This window comes from Pseudomonas sp. TH43 (assembly GCF_016650635.1).
Lineage (GTDB): Bacteria > Pseudomonadota > Gammaproteobacteria > Pseudomonadales > Pseudomonadaceae > Aquipseudomonas.
Window position 1 is genome coordinate 135,674 of sequence record NZ_JAEKFI010000001.1, and the last position, 15,919, is coordinate 151,592.

The 15,919-nt window shown below is 59.7% G+C and carries 14 protein-coding genes; 8 read left to right on the forward strand and 6 right to left on the reverse strand.

Annotation, left to right across the window (positions count from 1 at the left end; genetic code table 11):
- Nucleotides 1-35: 35 nt before the first annotated feature.
- The gene (locus JFT81_RS00505; protein ID WP_201225436.1) at nt 36-1,502 is read right to left on the reverse strand and encodes a nucleobase:cation symporter-2 family protein; all 1,467 of its coding nucleotides are present in this window, start codon (nt 1,500-1,502) and stop codon (nt 36-38) included.
- A gap of 215 nt (nt 1,503-1,717) precedes the next feature.
- Nucleotides 1,718-2,617 carry a LysR family transcriptional regulator gene (locus JFT81_RS00510; RefSeq protein ID WP_201225438.1) on the reverse strand — a complete coding sequence of 300 codons (900 nt, stop codon included), beginning with the start codon at nt 2,615-2,617 and terminating at the stop codon, nt 1,718-1,720.
- A gap of 99 nt (nt 2,618-2,716) precedes the next feature.
- Here JFT81_RS00510 and JFT81_RS00515 point away from each other — a divergent pair, with 99 nt between their 5' ends.
- The 5 genes from JFT81_RS00515 to JFT81_RS00535 all read left to right on the forward strand — a co-directional run bounded on the left by JFT81_RS00515 (nt 2,717) and on the right by JFT81_RS00535 (nt 7,293).
- Nucleotides 2,717-3,808, forward strand: coding sequence for a polyamine ABC transporter substrate-binding protein (locus JFT81_RS00515; RefSeq protein WP_201225440.1), 1,092 nt, complete (start codon nt 2,717-2,719; stop codon nt 3,806-3,808).
- Between the two features lie 25 nt (nt 3,809-3,833).
- Nucleotides 3,834-4,793 carry an agmatinase gene (speB, locus tag JFT81_RS00520; RefSeq protein WP_201225442.1) on the forward strand — a complete coding sequence of 320 codons (960 nt, stop codon included), beginning with the start codon at nt 3,834-3,836 and terminating at the stop codon, nt 4,791-4,793.
- Between the two features lie 125 nt (nt 4,794-4,918).
- Nucleotides 4,919-6,037 carry a cell division protein ZapE gene (gene zapE / locus JFT81_RS00525; protein ID WP_201225443.1) on the forward strand — a complete coding sequence of 373 codons (1,119 nt, stop codon included), beginning with the start codon at nt 4,919-4,921 and terminating at the stop codon, nt 6,035-6,037.
- Between the two features lie 17 nt (nt 6,038-6,054).
- A complete protein-coding gene (locus JFT81_RS00530) occupies nt 6,055-6,636 on the forward strand; it encodes a DinB family protein (RefSeq protein ID WP_201225445.1) in 582 nt (193 codons plus the stop codon).
- Between the two features lie 159 nt (nt 6,637-6,795).
- A complete protein-coding gene (locus tag JFT81_RS00535) occupies nt 6,796-7,293 on the forward strand; it encodes a GNAT family N-acetyltransferase (RefSeq protein WP_201225447.1) in 498 nt (165 codons plus the stop codon).
- A gap of 85 nt (nt 7,294-7,378) precedes the next feature.
- Here the strand turns inward: JFT81_RS00535 and JFT81_RS00540 are convergent, their stop codons facing one another.
- The 4 genes from JFT81_RS00540 to JFT81_RS00555 all read right to left on the reverse strand — a co-directional run bounded on the left by JFT81_RS00540 (nt 7,379) and on the right by JFT81_RS00555 (nt 12,279).
- Nucleotides 7,379-7,588 carry a hypothetical protein gene (locus JFT81_RS00540; RefSeq protein WP_201225449.1) on the reverse strand — a complete coding sequence of 70 codons (210 nt, stop codon included), beginning with the start codon at nt 7,586-7,588 and terminating at the stop codon, nt 7,379-7,381.
- 171 nt (nt 7,589-7,759) lie between these two features.
- Nucleotides 7,760-10,006 (reverse strand): TonB-dependent siderophore receptor, encoded by a 2,247-nt coding sequence (locus tag JFT81_RS00545; RefSeq protein WP_201225451.1) that lies wholly within the window; start codon nt 10,004-10,006, stop codon nt 7,760-7,762.
- A gap of 146 nt (nt 10,007-10,152) precedes the next feature.
- Complete coding sequence (locus JFT81_RS00550) at nt 10,153-11,901, reverse strand: phosphoethanolamine transferase CptA (RefSeq protein ID WP_201225453.1); 1,749 nt, start codon at nt 11,899-11,901, stop codon at nt 10,153-10,155.
- A gap of 195 nt (nt 11,902-12,096) precedes the next feature.
- Complete coding sequence (locus tag JFT81_RS00555; RefSeq protein ID WP_008082537.1) at nt 12,097-12,279, reverse strand: DUF6026 family protein; 183 nt, start codon at nt 12,277-12,279, stop codon at nt 12,097-12,099.
- A 273-nt stretch (nt 12,280-12,552) separates the two neighbouring features.
- Here JFT81_RS00555 and gnd point away from each other — a divergent pair, with 273 nt between their 5' ends.
- Genes gnd through JFT81_RS00570 form a run of 3 tightly spaced genes read left to right on the forward strand, consistent with a single transcriptional unit; the run spans nt 12,553 to nt 15,877 of the window.
- Nucleotides 12,553-13,533, forward strand: coding sequence for a phosphogluconate dehydrogenase (NAD(+)-dependent, decarboxylating) (gene gnd / locus JFT81_RS00560; protein ID WP_201147906.1), 981 nt, complete (start codon nt 12,553-12,555; stop codon nt 13,531-13,533).
- Nucleotides 13,530-15,053 carry a glucose-6-phosphate dehydrogenase gene (zwf, locus tag JFT81_RS00565; protein WP_201225455.1) on the forward strand — a complete coding sequence of 508 codons (1,524 nt, stop codon included), beginning with the start codon at nt 13,530-13,532 and terminating at the stop codon, nt 15,051-15,053. The genes gnd and zwf overlap by 4 nt, the downstream gene beginning before the upstream one ends.
- A complete protein-coding gene (locus tag JFT81_RS00570) occupies nt 15,050-15,877 on the forward strand; it encodes an HAD family hydrolase (protein WP_201225457.1) in 828 nt (275 codons plus the stop codon). Before zwf ends, JFT81_RS00570 begins: the two co-directional genes overlap by 4 nt.
- Nucleotides 15,878-15,919 lie beyond the last annotated feature (42 nt).

Here is a 15,919-nt window from a genome sequence, read left to right on the forward strand (position 1 = left end):
TTGCCGGCTCAGCCCTTTTTTGCCAAGGCCAGACGTTAGCGGTTCAACTGTGCGACAGCCGCCGCCGGGGCAGGTTCACCTTTGGCCGGCATGTCGGGATTTTCCATGACCTGAAGAATCGACGCTTCCGGGTCAAAATCATCTTCTTCCAGCTCGATGAATTCTTCCGGCAGGAAGACATTCAAGACGATAGCGCAGAGTGCGCCAACGGTGATCGGCGATTCGAAGATGTTGCGCAGCGCTTGCGGCAGTTCGCGCAGAACCTCCGGTACCGCCGCGATGCCCAGGCCCATGCCGAGGGATATCGCCACGATGAGCATGTTGCGTCGATGCAGGCCGGCCTCGGCGAGGATCTTGATCCCGGCGACGGCGACGGTGCCGAACATCACCAGTTCAGCGCCGCCGAGTACCGGTTTCGGCATCAGTTGCAGCACCGCGCCAATCATCGGGAACAGTCCCAGTATCACCAGCAGCCCGGCAATGAAAAACGCCACGTAACGGCTGGCCACGCCAGTGAGCTGAATCACGCCGTTGTTCTGCGCGAACGTCACCATCGGCATGCTGTTGAACACCGCAGCCATGGCCGAGTTGAGGCCATCGGCAAGCAGGCCGGACTTGATTCGGCGGATGTACAACGGGCCTTTGACCGGCTGACGCGAGATCATCGAGTTGGCCGTCAGGTCGCCCGCAGCCTCCAGCGGCGAAACGAGGAAAATCACCGCCACCGGGACGAAGGCGACCCAGTCGAAGTTGAAGCCGTATTTGAACGGCACCGGCACACTGACCAGCGGCACTTCGGGCATCGTGGCGAAATCCACTGTGCCCATCAGCCACGCCACCACGTAGCCGAGGGTCAGGCCGATAACAATGGCGCCCAGGCGCAGAAACGGCACGTCGACGCGGTTCAGTACAACGATGGTGCCAATCACCAGCGCCGCCAGAAAGATATGGCTGGACGCGCCCAGGTCGGCGGCGCCGAAGCCACCGGCAATGTCGGTCATCGCCACTTTGATCAGCGACAGGCCCATCAACGTGATGATCGTGCCCGTGACCACCGGGGTGATCAGCATGCGCAGTTTGCCGATGAACTGGCTCAGCACCACCTCGATGAACGCGGCGAAAAAGCACACGCCGAAGATCGTCGAGAGGATTTCATCGGTGCCGCCACCCCGCGCCTTGACCATGAACCCGGCGCTGAGAATCACGCTGATAAAGGAAAAACTGGTGCCTTGCAGGCACAGCAAACCCGAGCCGACCGGGCCGAAACGTTTGGCCTGGACGAAGGTGCCGAGGCCGGAAACGAACAGCGCCATGCTGATCAGGTAAGGAATTTCGCTTTGCAGGCCGAGCGCGCCACCCATGATCAGGGTCGGCGTGATGATGCCGACAAAGCTTGCCAACACGTGCTGCAGAGCGGCAAACACGGTGGCAGTCAGGTGTGGACGGTCGTTGAGGCCGTAGATCAGATCGTTGTTGCGCGGGACTTTTTCAGAGGCGGTCATGGTGTTTTGCGCGCCGTGAGGCGGGGCCGGGTCAGAAAATGGAGGCGCAGGATGCCGGAAGAGGGCGGCGAGGGCAACGCAATAAAATTGCCTGAAAGGTCAGGTTTTATTGGGCGCCATCGGCAAACGCCCGTGTAGGAGCTGTCGAGTGAAACGAGGCTGCGATCTTTTGACCTTGAAAAGCACAATCAAAAGATCGCAGCCTGCGGCAGCTCCTACAGAGGGGTGAATGCGGCCAATAAGTCCTGTTCAAAGGCTTTTTGCGCATCGCCCGGCACTTGCGCCCGATGCCGGGCCAGATGAAACGCGACCTCGAAACTCAACTCGCCGGGGCGCAAGGCCCACAGCAACCCGTTGTCCTGCCACTGGCGCGCATAGTGGTCCGGCAGATACCCGACATGTTTGCCCGACAGAATAAACGCGAGGGTACCTTCAACCTGTTCCGAGCGCGCCGAACACACCTTGCCCTGAAACGGCTCGTCACTGCGCAAAAACCGATACGGATGATCAACCCGGTCGCAGGCCGCCAGCGCGGCGTCCGATGGCGCTTCAGCGGCAAACAGCGGATGCCCGGCCGCGCAATACAAGTGCTGGGTTTCGCTGAACAATTGGCGGTAATCGAATGCACTCTGCACCTGCGAAAAATAACCGATGGCCAGGTCCAGCCGCTGTTGCAGCAGCAAACGCTCCATCTCGCCGGGCATGGCGCTGATCAGTTCGATGCGCACCGATTCATCGCGCTCGCGAAACCGCCGGATCGCCTCGGCGACTCTTTGCAGTACCGCAGGCTCGACTGATTCGGAAATGCCCAAACGCACTTCACCGATCAAGCGCCCGGCGACGCCGTTGGATTGATGGCGAAAGGTTTCTATCGATTCAAACAGCGTGCGCACGGCGATCAGCAGTTGCTCACCCTTGGGCGTAATGCTGAAACCACCCTTGCCACGGCTGCATAATCGGTAGCCGAGACGGGTTTCCAGTTTGGCCATTTGCTGGCTGATGCTCGATTGGCTCAGGCCCAGATCACCTTGCGCAGCACTGAAACCGCCGCACTCGACGACCCGCACAAACAGGCGCAACAACTGCAAATCGACATCGTGAAGCTGCCCGAGCATCACATTACTCCGCGATAAAGTCAGGTTAACAAACTTGATATTTTGCCAATGTATCCGACGGCGCATTCTGCAACCACTTCCTCCGGTCAGGTGTTCGTCATGGCTCCCATGTTCAAGCTGTGTTTTCCCGCGCTGTTGTTGTCCGTGGCCATCAATGCTCAAGCCGAGGACAAAACCCTCAACCTCTACAGCTGGGCCGATTACGTACCGCCGCAGACCCTGCAGCGTTTCGAAAAAGAAACCGGCATTCACGTGCGGTACGACACCTTTGATACATCCGAGGTGTTGGAAACCAAGTTGCTCACTGGCGGCAGTGGCTACGACGTTGTGGTGCCGTCGTCCAGCGTGCTGGCGCGGGGATTGGCCGCGGGCGCGCTGAAAGAAATCCCCCACGAGGGCCTCAAGGGCTACGCCAATCTTGATCCGGATCTGCTGGAAAAACTCGCCGCTGTCGATCCCGGCAACCGCTTTGGTGTGCCCTATACGTGGGGCACGCTCGGCCTGGGGATGAATGTCGAAGCGTTGAAACAACGCCTGCCCGGCGTGCCGCTGAACAGTCTCGATCTGCTGTTCAAACCGGAATACGCCAGCAAGCTGAAGGATTGCGGGATCGCCGTGCTCGATTCGCCGCAGGAAGTCATCGGCCTGGCGTTGCATTACCTCGGTAAAGATCCCTACAGCACCGACAAGAATGATCTGACTGCCGCCGAAGCGTTGTTGCAAAAACTGCAGCCGTCGGTGCTGTACGTCGCCACGGGGCGACAGATCAACGATCTGGCCAGCGGCAACGTCTGTCTGGCGCTGACTTACAACGGCGACGCGAGCATGGCGGCCGATCAGGCGCACAAGGCCAACAAACCGTTTGAGGTGGCTTACCGCATTCCCAGGGAAGGCACACTGATCTGGCAGGACAACCTGGCCATCCCCAAAGACGCGCCACATCCCGAAGCCGCGCGGGCGTTCATCGAGTTCATGCTGCGCCCCGACTCAGTGGCCGAACTGACCAACACGCTGTTTTTCGCCACCGCCAACCAGGCTGCAACGCCGCTGGTGGATGAAGCGGTGCGCACCGATCCGGACATTTATCCACCCGCAGAAGTGCGCGAGCGCTTGTACGCCGATCGCAGCATGAGCCTCAAGGACATGCGCCTGCGCACCCGTCTGTGGACCACTTTCCGTAGTCACCAATAGCCTCTAAACAACAAGGAGCACATCGATGGACGTGCCAATGATCAACGATCAGGCGATGACCCGTGACAGCCTCTACGGTACTTCCGCCGAAAGTACCTACGCCGGTATTACCAGTTTCATGCGCCGTCGCTACAGCCGCGATTTGCGTGGCATCGACGTGGCGGTCAGCGGCGTGCCGTTCGACACTGCCACCAGTAACCGTCCGGGCGCGCGTTTCGGCCCACGGGGCATTCGCGCCGCCTCCACCGGGATCGCCTGGGAACGCCACTGGCCGTGGGCATTCGACCCGTTCGATCATCTGGCGGTAATCGATTACGGCGACTGCGATTTCGACTACGGCTCGCCGCACACCATCCCGGAAAGTATCGAGGCCCACGCCGAGCGGATTCTTCAATCCGGCAGTGCCATGCTGACGTTCGGTGGCGACCACTTCATCAGCTACCCGCTGCTCAAGGCCCATGCGCGCAAGCACGGCACACTGTCGTTGATCCATTTCGATGCACACAGCGACACCTGGCCAGACGAAGAGGGCAAACGCGTCGATCATGGCACCATGTTCTGGCACGCGGCACGCGAAGGTCTGGTGGATCCGGCGCGTTCAGTGCAGATCGGTTTGCGCACCACCAACGACGACCCCATGGGCTTCCAGATACTCGATGCGCGGCAAGTGCATCGCCGTGGCTGTGAGGCAATCGTCGAGGCGATCCGTGCGCGGGTTGGCGATAACCCGGTGTACCTGACGTTCGACATCGACTGTCTTGATCCGGCGTTTGCTCCGGGTACCGGCACCCCGGTGTGCGGCGGCCTGAGCACGGTGCAGGCGCTGGAAATTCTCGGCGGCTTGCGCGGGATCAATCTGGTCGGCATGGACGTCGTCGAAGTCGCACCGGCCTACGATCACGCCGACGTCACTTCCCTGGCGGCCGCTACGCTGGCCATGGAAATGCTCTGCCTCTACGCCGCCAAACACAAAGTCGACCGCTGAAACACCCAAACCCCTGCAGGCGTTGTCGCAGGCTGCCATCTGATCGTTCCCACGCAGAGCGTCGAAGCGATCAGGTACAGGGGGTGTATGTTTATCCGCAAGATTGCCGTGGCATACTGCCGCGCATGACTTTCGACTCCCCCCTCAGCGCTTGGCAGCACGCCATCGAACACAAGGGCTTCATCCAGGATGAAGCTCAGGAGCACGCCGTCTGGGCGCTGCAAAAATGCCACGAAGCCCTGCACGCCGGAGCCCGTGCCGTTACCGGCGTTTACTTGTGGGGCCCGGTCGGGCGCGGCAAGACCTGGTTGATGGACCAGTTCTATCAGAGCCTGCGCGTGCCAGCCCGGCGTCAGCATTTTCATCACTTCATGGGCTGGGTCCATCAGCGCTCGTTCCAGTTGAGCGGCATTGCCGATCCGCTACGCGCGCTGGCCAAAGAGCTTGCCGCTGAAGTGCGGGTGTTGTGCTTCGACGAACTGTTCGTCAATGACATTGGCGACGCGATCATTCTGGGGCGGTTGTTTCAAGTGATGTTCGAAGAAGGCGTGGTGGTGGTCTGCACCTCAAACCTGCCGCCGGACGATTTGTATGCCGATGGCTTCAACCGTGATCGGTTTGTGCCGGCGATCGCCGCGATCAAGGCGCACATGCAGGTGGTGCCGGTGAACGGTGCCGAAGATCATCGCCTGCATCCGGGCGCAGGGCTGCAGCGCTATTTTGTCGATGTGGCGGGTTCAAACAGCGCGCTGGACGAAGTGTTCAAAACGCTCGCTGCGGGGCAATCCGCCAGTGGTCAGCCGGTGTCGGTCGGACATCGTGTGTTGAACGTGGTGCAAGCGAGCGAATCAGTGTTGTGGTGCCGCTATGCCGATCTTTGCGAGCAACCGTTTGCCGCCATGGACTTCATCGCTTTATGCGACCGCTATCGCGCTATTCTGTTGGGCGAGGTGCCAAACCTCAGTGCACAAAAGCGCGAAGGGCGAATCGCCCGAGGCACTGAAGACGGCGCCGAGCGAGTTGTGGCGGGTGATCGCGAATTACCGCAGCTGTCGGTACACGACGATGGCGTGCGCCGCTTCATCGCGCTGGTCGACGAGTGCTACGACCGCAAAGTGCCGCTGTACATCGAGGCGCACGTGCCGATGGACGCGCTGTACACCGAGGGCTATCTGGAATTCCCGTTCCGCCGCACCCTCAGTCGCCTGCAAGAGATGCAATTGCAGCGCTTTGCCGAAGCTTGATTGAAGAGGGCGCCGACATGACCCAGCCGCTTTCCCATCATTTGTTGACCATGGCGTATCAAAACGCCTGGGCCAATCACCGACTGGCCAAGGCCTGGACGCAACTCTCTGAAGCCGATCTGGTGGCGCCACGGGTGAGCTTTTTCCCGGGCATTCGCCTGACCCTCAATCACCTCCTCACCTGTGACTGGTTCTACGTCGATGCGCTGGAGCGTGAGTTGCGCGGTGACGAGCCGCACCCGGATTGCTATGTGTTTTTCAATCAGGACGAGCCGTTCACCGAGGCCGCCGCGCTGCACGCCGAACAGGCGCATGTCGATCGGCGCCTGATCGCCTATTGCGAGCAACTGCGCGATGCCGATCTGGGCCGTATCGTCACCATTGCCCGCGACACACCGCAACACGACAGCCGTTTGCGCATGCTCTCGCACCTGTTTGAACATCAGCTCCATCATCGTGGGCAGGTGCATGCGATGCTCAGTGATACGCCAGTGAAACCGCCACAACTGGATGAGTTTTTCTGTGCGGGCGAGGCCGGATTGCGTGCGCAGGATTTCGCTGAACTTGGCTGGACTGAAGAGTTGATCTGGGGGCGCTGAGGTTGAGGATCAACAGATCGCAGCCTGCGGCAGCGTCTACAGGGGGATTTGGATCTTTTGCTGGAACCGGGTTGTCTGGCGTAGCGCCTCGCGCTAAGGTCGAAGCGCCTTTCAGCACGCACTTTGCGCGCCGGGGCGCTAGTGTGTTCGGGGATGGAAATGGATTCCGCAGAAATTCTTGTGCTTCAAGCCAGTTACACCAATCCGCTGCACGCCGAGGCCATCGGTGTCGTGCTCAATCACTATGCCGAAGACCCCATGGGCGGTGGCCATCCGATCGCTCCCGAGCTGCTGCAGCGCTTGCCGGAAGAACTGGCCCGACGGCCTCATGCCTTCAGTGTGCTGGCGTTTGTCGGCGGCGAACCGGCGGGGCTGGTCAACTGTTTTGAAGGCTTTTCAACGTTCGCCTGCAAGCCGTTGGTGAATGTCCACGATGTTGCCGTGGTGAATCGCTTTCGCGGTTTGGGACTGAGCCAGAAAATGCTGCGCAAAGTCGAAGAAATCGCTCGTCAGCGCGGTTGCTGCAAGATCACCCTCGAAGTCCTTGAAGGCAACGACGTGGCGCAGGGCGCCTACCGCAAGTTCGGTTTTGCGCCGGGCATGTTCGACCCGGCGTACGGGCGGATGCTGTTCTGGATCAAGGATCTGCAGGCATAAAAAAAGGCGCCCGAACGGGGCGCCCAACTGTCATCTCCCAGGCCAGAGCTGAGCCATGGGAGGTTCATCGGTTGCTCAAGAAAACTCAGTTTCGATAGGGCTCCGTCACTTGCGCCGTCTGGTCGGCGGGGACGCGAATTTCCTTTGCTTTGGCCTCGTCGGTCTGTGCGCTTTGCGCATGGTGGACCGGGAAGTTGTCGTAGTAATAATGCATGCGCTCAGCGCCGCCTTCGGCAAAAACGCTGGCAGAGCCAAGGGTGAATAGACCGGCAAGGATTGCGGTAGTGATTTTCATGGTGCCTCCTACTGAAAAACGTCGGAGCCGTTCATCCATGAAGCTGAACTCGAAACAAAGTCTGTAGGACGTGAATTAACTCGGGGTTAACGCAACAAAATGGTCCCGGACACATCTGTGGTGAGGGGGTAATGCCCCTCACCACAATTGATCGTGGTGGCAGGGCAGAGGTCAGAGCTTCCAGTCCAGGCTCAAGGTTACCGTGCGCGGGTCACCCCAGTACACGCCGTTGTAGAAACCGACGTTGTCGTAATACTTCTTGTCGAACAGGTTGTTGACGTTCAGCGATGCTGACAGGTGCTTGTCAAATTCATAACGCGACATCAGATTGACCACGGTGTAAGCGTCCTGGCTGATTCGCGTACGCTCGGTGATGATCCGGCCATTGGCACCACGCCCGACCGGGCGGTTGGAATTGCCATAAACGTCGCTCTGCCAATTTACTGCGCCGCCAACCGTCAAGGCATTCCAGTTGCCTGGCAAGCGATACGCCGTGGACAAACGCAGCATGTTCAGCGGTTGGTTGGTGTTGGTGCGCTCCTTGTCGCCATTCACTGAATGGGTGTAGGTGTAACCGGCGGTCATGTTCCAGCCATGGAGGATCTCGCCGGAGACTTCGGCTTCAAAGCCATTGACCTTGTTGCCCTTGCCGCCGCTTTTGTAGAACTCCTCGCCGGTGACCGGATCCGGCGCGACCGAATCGTCGACTTCGGCAACGTTGTCCTGTTTGCTCCAGAACACTGCCGTCGACAGATTCAGGCGTTCTTCCAGCAGGCTGCCCTTGAGTCCCAGTTCGTAATTGCTGCCAACCACCGGATCGAGGTAATTGCGGCTGCTGTCGCGATTGCTTTGCGGTTTGAAAATGTCGGTGTAGCTGACGTAGGCGGTGTATTCCGGCGTCAGGTCATAGAGCAGGCCAGCGTAAGGTGTCCAGATGTCGTTATGGCGCTGGCTGGTGGCGTCGACGCTGCTCAATTTCAACTGATCGTCGTAATAGCTGTCGCGGCTGGAATCCTCCCAACTGCCGTAACGGCTGCCGAGGACGGCATGCAATTCGTCCGTGAAACTCAGGCGGGTCGCCAGATACCCGGCCTTCTGCCGCGTCTTGCTTTTGGAGCCGCTCAGGCCGGTGACGGTGTCGGAAAACCTGGCAATGTCCCCCATGTATTTCCAGTCACGAATACTCTCGTAATCCGCCGCTCGCGGGCCGTCTATGGTGTAGGGAGAGTCGGCTCGACGCTCGGCTTCGCCATAACCGAACATCAATTCGTGTTCACGACCGAGCAGCGAATAGGGCCCGGAGACATTGAAGTCATAGGCGTTCATGCTCTGGTCGCCGATCATGTGGCCCATGTAGGCGGTCATGCCGCTGCGGTCGGCCTCGGGAAAGCCTCCACCGCCGTAATAGGTTTTGCCGTCGGAGTCACTTTTGCGATGGGTGTATGCCGCCCGGAGTTTCCAGCCTCCCGCCAGTTGTTGGTCGAGGGTAGCGAAGGCGGTTTTGTCGCGCAGCGGCCAGGAACTCCACGAGGTCGCCATGTTGGTCGAGCGCCCGAGACCAGCCTTGCTGCCATCGGCATTCCAGTAAGGCACGGTGCCCCAGGAACTGCCTTGGACCTGTTTATCCTGATAGTCATAACCGACGGCAAGTACGGTGGACTCGGTCAGGTCAGCTTCGAGAATGCCGTAGCCGACCTCGCGTTGCAGGGCGTATTTGTCGCGTATCGATTGGCTGTCGCGATACGCCAATACCGTACGCCCGCGCAGACGGCCATCGAACGCCAGCGGGCCACCGACATCGACGTAGCTGTAGTAATCGTCATAGCTGCCGCCGCTGACCCCGGCCAGCGCCTGCAATTGTGCAGTCGGCCGCTTGCGCACCATGTTGATGGTCGCAGAAGGATCGCCCGCGCCAGTGGTCAGGCCCGTGGCGCCGCGCACCACTTCAATGCGGTCATAGATGATGGTGTCGGCGTCGGTCTTCATCCGGTCGAAGGTGTTGAGCATCCCGTCGATCTGGAAGTTGTTGATCGAATAACCGCGTGACGAATAGTTCACGCGGTCCGAATCGAGGTGCTGCACAACGACCCCGGTGGTCTGACGCATGGCCTCGGACAATGTACCGAGTTTGAAATCATCCATTTGCTGACGAGTGACCACGGACACCGATTGCGGGGTTTCCTTGATCGACAGGTTCAACCGCGTCGCCGTGCTCATCGCGCCGGTCGTATAAGAATCAGTGTTTTCAGTGGTGGTGCCCAAGCCTTCGGCGGTGACGCTGGTGGAAGCCAGTTCCAGCGCCGGCGCGGCAGGCTCGGACTGATTGTCAACGTCGTTTTCGGCCAACAGATCGGCGCTGAATGCGGCACCGCACAGGCCGAGGGTGAGGGAAATGGAACGGGTGATAGGCGCGAACATCGCAGCCGACTCCTTGTCTTCGAGGGGAATATCCTTTGGTTCAAAGACGAAGAGGGGAGTCGCGATTTAGTATCAAACGAGAAATATTATTATTTAAGGATATTTCCAAGGCCAGAAAAAGGGGCCGTTTCGGCCCCTTTCTGTTGTTACTTTTGTGCGACATCCGCTGGGGGAGCGTCGGGTTTCTTCGGCTTCATCAGGCTGAAGTCGATCAACGCTCGCTGTTCACGCTCATACGGGTTGCCGATCAGCAGCGGACGCGGCTTGAAGCTGTCGCTGACCAGGCTTTTGCTGCGATCAAGCTCATCAAAACTCAATCCGGCCATGTCCGCCCACGTGTGGATCAACTGCGAGCTGCTATACGGCCGCCCGAGATCACCAGCGAAGCTCCAGTCATGGTTTTCACGCCACTTCGGCGAAGCCCAGGCCATGAAGGGAATGGTGTACATCGGCGCAGTCGGTTTGTTTTCGTTGCGTCCCAGCGTGCTGTGGCCGACCGAGTCAAAGACGTCTTCGCCGTGGTCGGAGAGGTACAGCAGGAAACCGTTCGGGTCGGACTTGGCGTAATCCTTGATCAGGCTGGAGACCACGAAATCGTTGTACAGCACCGCATTGTCGTAGCTGTTGTAGGTCGGCAACTGATCGTCACGCACGCCGGCCGGTACGCCATCGCGATCCTGGAACTTGTCGTAGCTCGGCGGATAACGGTACTGATAGCTCATGTGCGTGCCGAGCAAATGCACGACGATGAGTTTGCGTTGCGCAGGATCGGTCAGGGCCTTGTTGAACGGCTCGATTACGTCGCCATCGTACTGCGCCGCGTTCTGGTTGCGGTTGTTGTTCAGGTACACCTGCTCATCGGCCTGCTCGGAGAACGTAGTAAGCATGGTGTTGCGCTTGGTCATGGTCTGCTGGTTGGTGATCCAGAAGGTCTTGTAGCCGGCCTGTTTCATCATGCTCACCAGCGACGGTGTCGACAGGTACAGATCCGGGTGTTCTTCATCGGCAAACGTCAGCACCTGTTGCAGCGCCTCGATGGTGTAAGGGCGCGGAGTGATGACGTTGTCGAACACGGCGAGCTGGTCTTTGAGTTTGTCCAGTTCTGGCGTGGTCTTGCGCGGGTAGCCGTAGAGGCTCATGCGCTGACGGTTGGTCGATTCACCGATCACCAGCACCAGCGTGGAAGGCTGATTGGCACCGGCATCCTTGAGGTTGTGCAGCGGCGGGATCTTGCTGGCGCTGTGCAGCATGCCCTGCATTTCGGCGAGGGTGTCGAGGTAGCGGTGATACGCCACGGCCATCTGCCACGGCACGGCAGGCTCGATGCGTGTTTCGAATTTTTCGAAACCGCCGGCGAAGCTGCCGGTGCGCATGGTCTGCTTGACCAGCGGATAGCCGACGACGGCCACGATAATCGCCATGGCTGCCACGAACGCACGGCCACGGGGCAGGTACACCGGGCGCAGGCGAGTCCAGAGGAAGTAGGCGAACAAGGTGTGGGCAAGAAACGCTGGAATCATCCACCAGGCAAAGTACTGAGTCATGTACTCGCCCGCTTCAGAGATGTTCGACTCGAACATGATGAAGATGACGCTCTGGGAGAATTCCTGCTGATAGATGAAGAAGTAACCCAGGCTGGCCATCGAGCAGGCCCACAACACGATGCCGATCACGGCGGCGAGCAGTTTGGTGCGCTTGGGGAACAGCAACATCGGCGCCAGCCAGATCGCGCTCATCACGAACGCCTGGCGGAACCCGGTGAACCCGGAGGTGCCGGTCAACTGAATCAGCAGCTGGGTAATACCGGAAAAGTACCAGAAGAAAACGAACAGCCAGAGAAGTCCGGCCCAGTCGAAACCTGTCGCAGTCGTTTTGCTGCGTTTGAACAATGCCATTCAGCACTCCAGCTCAGTCGTTGCAACCACCGCCGGAAAGCTTCCATGGAACCGACGAACGGAGGCCGCACGCGAACGTCCGGCCAGAATGCGCCGGAGTATCACCAAGGGGATGTGAAAACTTTGTTAGTTGCAGATGACCGTCAGAGGTGAATCATGTAGGGAACGACGGGCGCCGTTCCCGATCAGGCGGGGTCAGGCGTGCGGGTTGCGCATGACCACCGGCAGAGGTTTGGGCTGAGCGCCCTGAGTCAACGCGCGCAACTGCGCCAGCTCCTGCTTGAGTTGGTCGCGCTCGTCTTTCAACTGGCGCAATTCATCGCGACGGATTGTCACGTACAGGGTTTGTGGCGGCATTGCTGTGTGTACTGTGCCCATTGCTCACCTCGCAAATGGCGTGCATCAACTGTAAATCGCTGCCGTTTTTGGCTGCTGACTTACTATCGGCGCCAATTTTGATTTCTTTTGCTTGTGAATGGAACTTTTTTATTTTTCAGGGTCGGTGTGTCTTCGCCACGTTTCGGGGCGTTATCAGTCTGATTCGGGCACAATGCACGGAAACTTCATCGCAACGCTCTGGACTAACCTCCATCAGTCGCGTTGGGCTATAACCAATGACACACATTTATTTGTAGTAAGGAGCATCAGCACATGCAACTCGGGATTATTGGACTGGGCCGCATGGGCGGCAATATTGCGCGGCGTCTGATGCTCAACGGTCACACCACCGTTGTTTACGACCGCAATACCGCTTTCATCGATAACCTGGTCGCCGAGGGCTCCACCGGCGTCGCCGACCTCCCGGCACTGGTTGCCGGCCTGGCCAAACCGCGTGCGGTCTGGGTCATGCTGCCGGCCGGCGCGCCGACCGAAGACACCATCGCCACCCTGAGCACTCTGCTTGAAGCTGGCGATACCATCATCGACGGCGGCAACACCAACTATAAGGATGATATCCGTCGGGCCAAGAGCCTGGCCGAGAAGGGCCTGCACTACATCGACGTGGGTACCTCCGGCGGCGTCTGGGGCCTGGAGCGCGGCTATTGCATGATGATCGGCGGCGACGCTGAAACCGTGCAGCGCCTCGACCCGCTGTTCGCCGCACTGGCGCCGGGCATGGGCGACATCCCGCGCACCAAGGATCGCAAGTCCGACGACCACCGTGCCGAACACGGCTACATCCACGCCGGCCCTGCCGGTGCGGGCCACTTCGTGAAGATGATTCACAACGGTATCGAGTACGGCATGATGGCCGCGTTCGCCGAGGGCTTCGACATCCTCAAGACCAAGTCCAGCGAGCGTCTGCCGGAAGATCAGCGTTTCGACCTCAACGTCGCCGACATCGCCGAAGTGTGGCGTCGTGGCAGTGTGGTGTCGTCCTGGCTGCTCGACCTGACCGCCGATGCCTTGGCCAGCGATCCGAAACTCGACGGTTTCTCCGGTTCCGTCGCCGACAGCGGCGAAGGTCAATGGACCATCGAAGCGGCTATGGAACAAGCGGTGCCGGTACCGGTGCTGTCGAACTCGCTGTTCTCGCGCTACCGTTCGCGCGGTCAAGGCACCTTTGGCGACAAGATTCTTTCGGCCCAGCGCTTCGGCTTCGGCGGCCACGTGGAGACACCGAAGAAATGACCCATACGATCCGTAGAAAATCGAAGGCAGAACCCGCACCACCGACCACGCTGTTTTTGTTCGGTGCCCACGGCGACCTGGTCAAGCGTTTGCTGATGCCAGCGCTGTACAACCTCAGTCGCGACGGCCTGCTTGACGAGAATCTGCGGATCGTCGGCGTTGACCACAACGCCATTACCGATGAGGCCTTCGCGCAGAAGCTCGAAGACTTCATCCGTACCGAAGCGGCGGCGAAGGTCGGCAAGGGCGATCAGATGCTTGATCCGGCCTTGTGGGCCAAGCTCGCCAAAGGTATCAGCTATGTTCAGGGGGACTTCCTGGACGACAGCACATATTCCGCGCTGGCGGCGAAAATCGCCGACAGCGGCACCGGCAATGCGGTGTTTTACCTGGCCACCGCACCGCGATTCTTCAGTGAAGTGGTGCGCCGTCTCGGCAGCGCCGGTTTGCTCGAAGAAGCCCCGGAAGCGTTCAGAAGGGTGGTGATCGAGAAGCCGTTCGGCTCCGATCTGCAAACCGCCGAGGCGCTCAACGCCTGTTTGCTCAAGGTGATGTCCGAGAAGCAGATCTATCGGATCGACCATTACCTGGGCAAGGAAACCGTGCAGAACATTCTGGTCAGCCGGTTCTCCAACAGTCTGTTCGAAGCCTTCTGGAACAACCATTACATCGACCACGTACAGATCACCGCCGCCGAAACCGTCGGCGTCGAAACCCGTGGCAGTTTTTACGAACACACCGGTGCGCTGCGTGACATGGTGCCCAATCACCTGTTCCAGTTGCTGGCCATGGTTGCCATGGAACCACCGGCGGCGTTCGGCGCCGATGCGGTGCGTGGCGAGAAGGCCAAAGTGGTCGGTGCGATCCGCCCGTGGACCGTCGAAGAGGCTCGGGCCAACTCGGTGCGCGGTCAGTACAGCGCGGGTGAAGTCGGCGGCAAGCCGTTGAACGGTTACCGCGAAGAAGCCAACGTTGCACCCGACAGCAGCACCGAAACCTACGTCGCCCTGAAGGTGATGATCGATAACTGGCGCTGGGTCGGCGTGCCGTTCTACCTGCGCACGGGCAAACGCATGAGCGTGCGCGACACCGAGATTGTCATCTGCTTCAAACCGGCGCCGTACGCGCAGTTCCGTGACACCGAAGTCGACGAGCTGCAACCGACCTATCTGCGCATCCAGATTCAGCCCAACGAGGGCATGTGGTTCGACCTGCTGGCCAAACGGCCGGGGCCGGCGTTGAACATGGCTAACATCGAGCTGGGGTTTGCCTACAAAGACTTCTTCGAGATGCAGCCGTCGACCGGCTACGAAACGCTGATCTACGACTGCCTGACCGGCGACCAGACGCTGTTCCAGCGCGCCGACAACATCGAGAACGGCTGGCGTGCGGTGCAACCGTTCCTTGATGCCTGGCAGCAGGACGCAAGCATTCAGACCTACGCCGCCGGTGAAGATGGCCCGCAAGCTGCCGAAGAACTGCTGACTCGCGATGGCCGCGTCTGGCATGGTCTCGGATGAGTGATTTGCCGAAACAACCTATCCGTTTTCTGCTCAGTGACATGGACGGCACGCTGTTGCTGCCCGATCACACCCTGAGCCAGCGCACCCTGGATGCTGTCCGTTCGTTGCGCGAGGCCGGCGTGTTGTTCAGCCTGGCCACCGGGCGTCCACCGAAAGCCATGTTGCAACAGATCGAGGCGTTGGGCGTTGATGTGCCGACAGCGGCGTTCAATGGCGGCACCATCGTCAACCCGGACGGCAGTTTGCTGGTGGCGCATTACTTGCCGGCGACCACCGCGCTGATTGCGCTGGCAACCTTCGCTGATCAGCCGGATGTCGAAATCTGGGTGTTCAGCGGTGGCGACTGGCTGCTGAAGGACCCGCACGGGCCGATGGTGCCGCGCGAGCAGCATGGCCTCGGCTATCCGCCGGTGGTGGTTGAGAGCTTCGAGCCGTACCTGGAGCGCATCGACAAGATTGTCGCGACCAGCAACAACACTGAACTGTTGGTTGAGTTGGAGGCGCGGTTGTTAGCCAAGGTCAACGGCATGGCGCAGGTTTCGCGCTCGCAACCGGTGTATCTGGATGTCACCGCGCTGGAAGCCAACAAAGGCACGGCATTGGCGACCCTGGCCAAACACCTTGGCGTGCCGCTGGAGCACACCGCTGCCATCGGTGACGGCGGCAACGACCCGGCGATGTTCCATTGTGCGGGGCTGTCGATTGCCATGGGCCAGGCGGAGGAGGCGGTAAAGCGCCAGGCCGATGTGGTCACCGCCCCCAACACCGAAGACGGCGTGGCCCAGGCCATCGAAAAATACATCCTCCAGTCACACCTGTAGAAGCTGCCGAAGGCGGCGATCTTTTGATCTTGCTTCATAAAA

Bases quoted from the DNA above. Each gene is read 5' to 3' on its own strand.
- JFT81_RS00505 (WP_201225436.1), bottom strand. From the start codon at position 1,502: ATGACCGCCTCTGAAAAAGTCCCGCGCAACAACGATCTGATCTACGGC.
- JFT81_RS00510 (WP_201225438.1), bottom strand. From the start codon at position 2,617: ATGCTCGGGCAGCTTCACGATGTCGATTTGCAGTTGTTGCGCCTGTTT.
- JFT81_RS00515 (WP_201225440.1), top strand. From the start codon at position 2,717: ATGGCTCCCATGTTCAAGCTGTGTTTTCCCGCGCTGTTGTTGTCCGTG.
- speB (WP_201225442.1), top strand. From the start codon at position 3,834: ATGGACGTGCCAATGATCAACGATCAGGCGATGACCCGTGACAGCCTC.
- zapE (WP_201225443.1), top strand. From the start codon at position 4,919: ATGACTTTCGACTCCCCCCTCAGCGCTTGGCAGCACGCCATCGAACAC.
- JFT81_RS00530 (WP_201225445.1), top strand. From the start codon at position 6,055: ATGACCCAGCCGCTTTCCCATCATTTGTTGACCATGGCGTATCAAAAC.
- JFT81_RS00535 (WP_201225447.1), top strand. From the start codon at position 6,796: ATGGATTCCGCAGAAATTCTTGTGCTTCAAGCCAGTTACACCAATCCG.
- JFT81_RS00540 (WP_201225449.1), bottom strand. From the start codon at position 7,588: ATGAAAATCACTACCGCAATCCTTGCCGGTCTATTCACCCTTGGCTCT.
- JFT81_RS00545 (WP_201225451.1), bottom strand. From the start codon at position 10,006: ATGTTCGCGCCTATCACCCGTTCCATTTCCCTCACCCTCGGCCTGTGC.
- JFT81_RS00550 (WP_201225453.1), bottom strand. From the start codon at position 11,901: ATGGCATTGTTCAAACGCAGCAAAACGACTGCGACAGGTTTCGACTGG.
- JFT81_RS00555 (WP_008082537.1), bottom strand. From the start codon at position 12,279: ATGGGCACAGTACACACAGCAATGCCGCCACAAACCCTGTACGTGACA.
- gnd (WP_201147906.1), top strand. From the start codon at position 12,553: ATGCAACTCGGGATTATTGGACTGGGCCGCATGGGCGGCAATATTGCG.
- zwf (WP_201225455.1), top strand. From the start codon at position 13,530: ATGACCCATACGATCCGTAGAAAATCGAAGGCAGAACCCGCACCACCG.
- JFT81_RS00570 (WP_201225457.1), top strand. From the start codon at position 15,050: ATGAGTGATTTGCCGAAACAACCTATCCGTTTTCTGCTCAGTGACATG.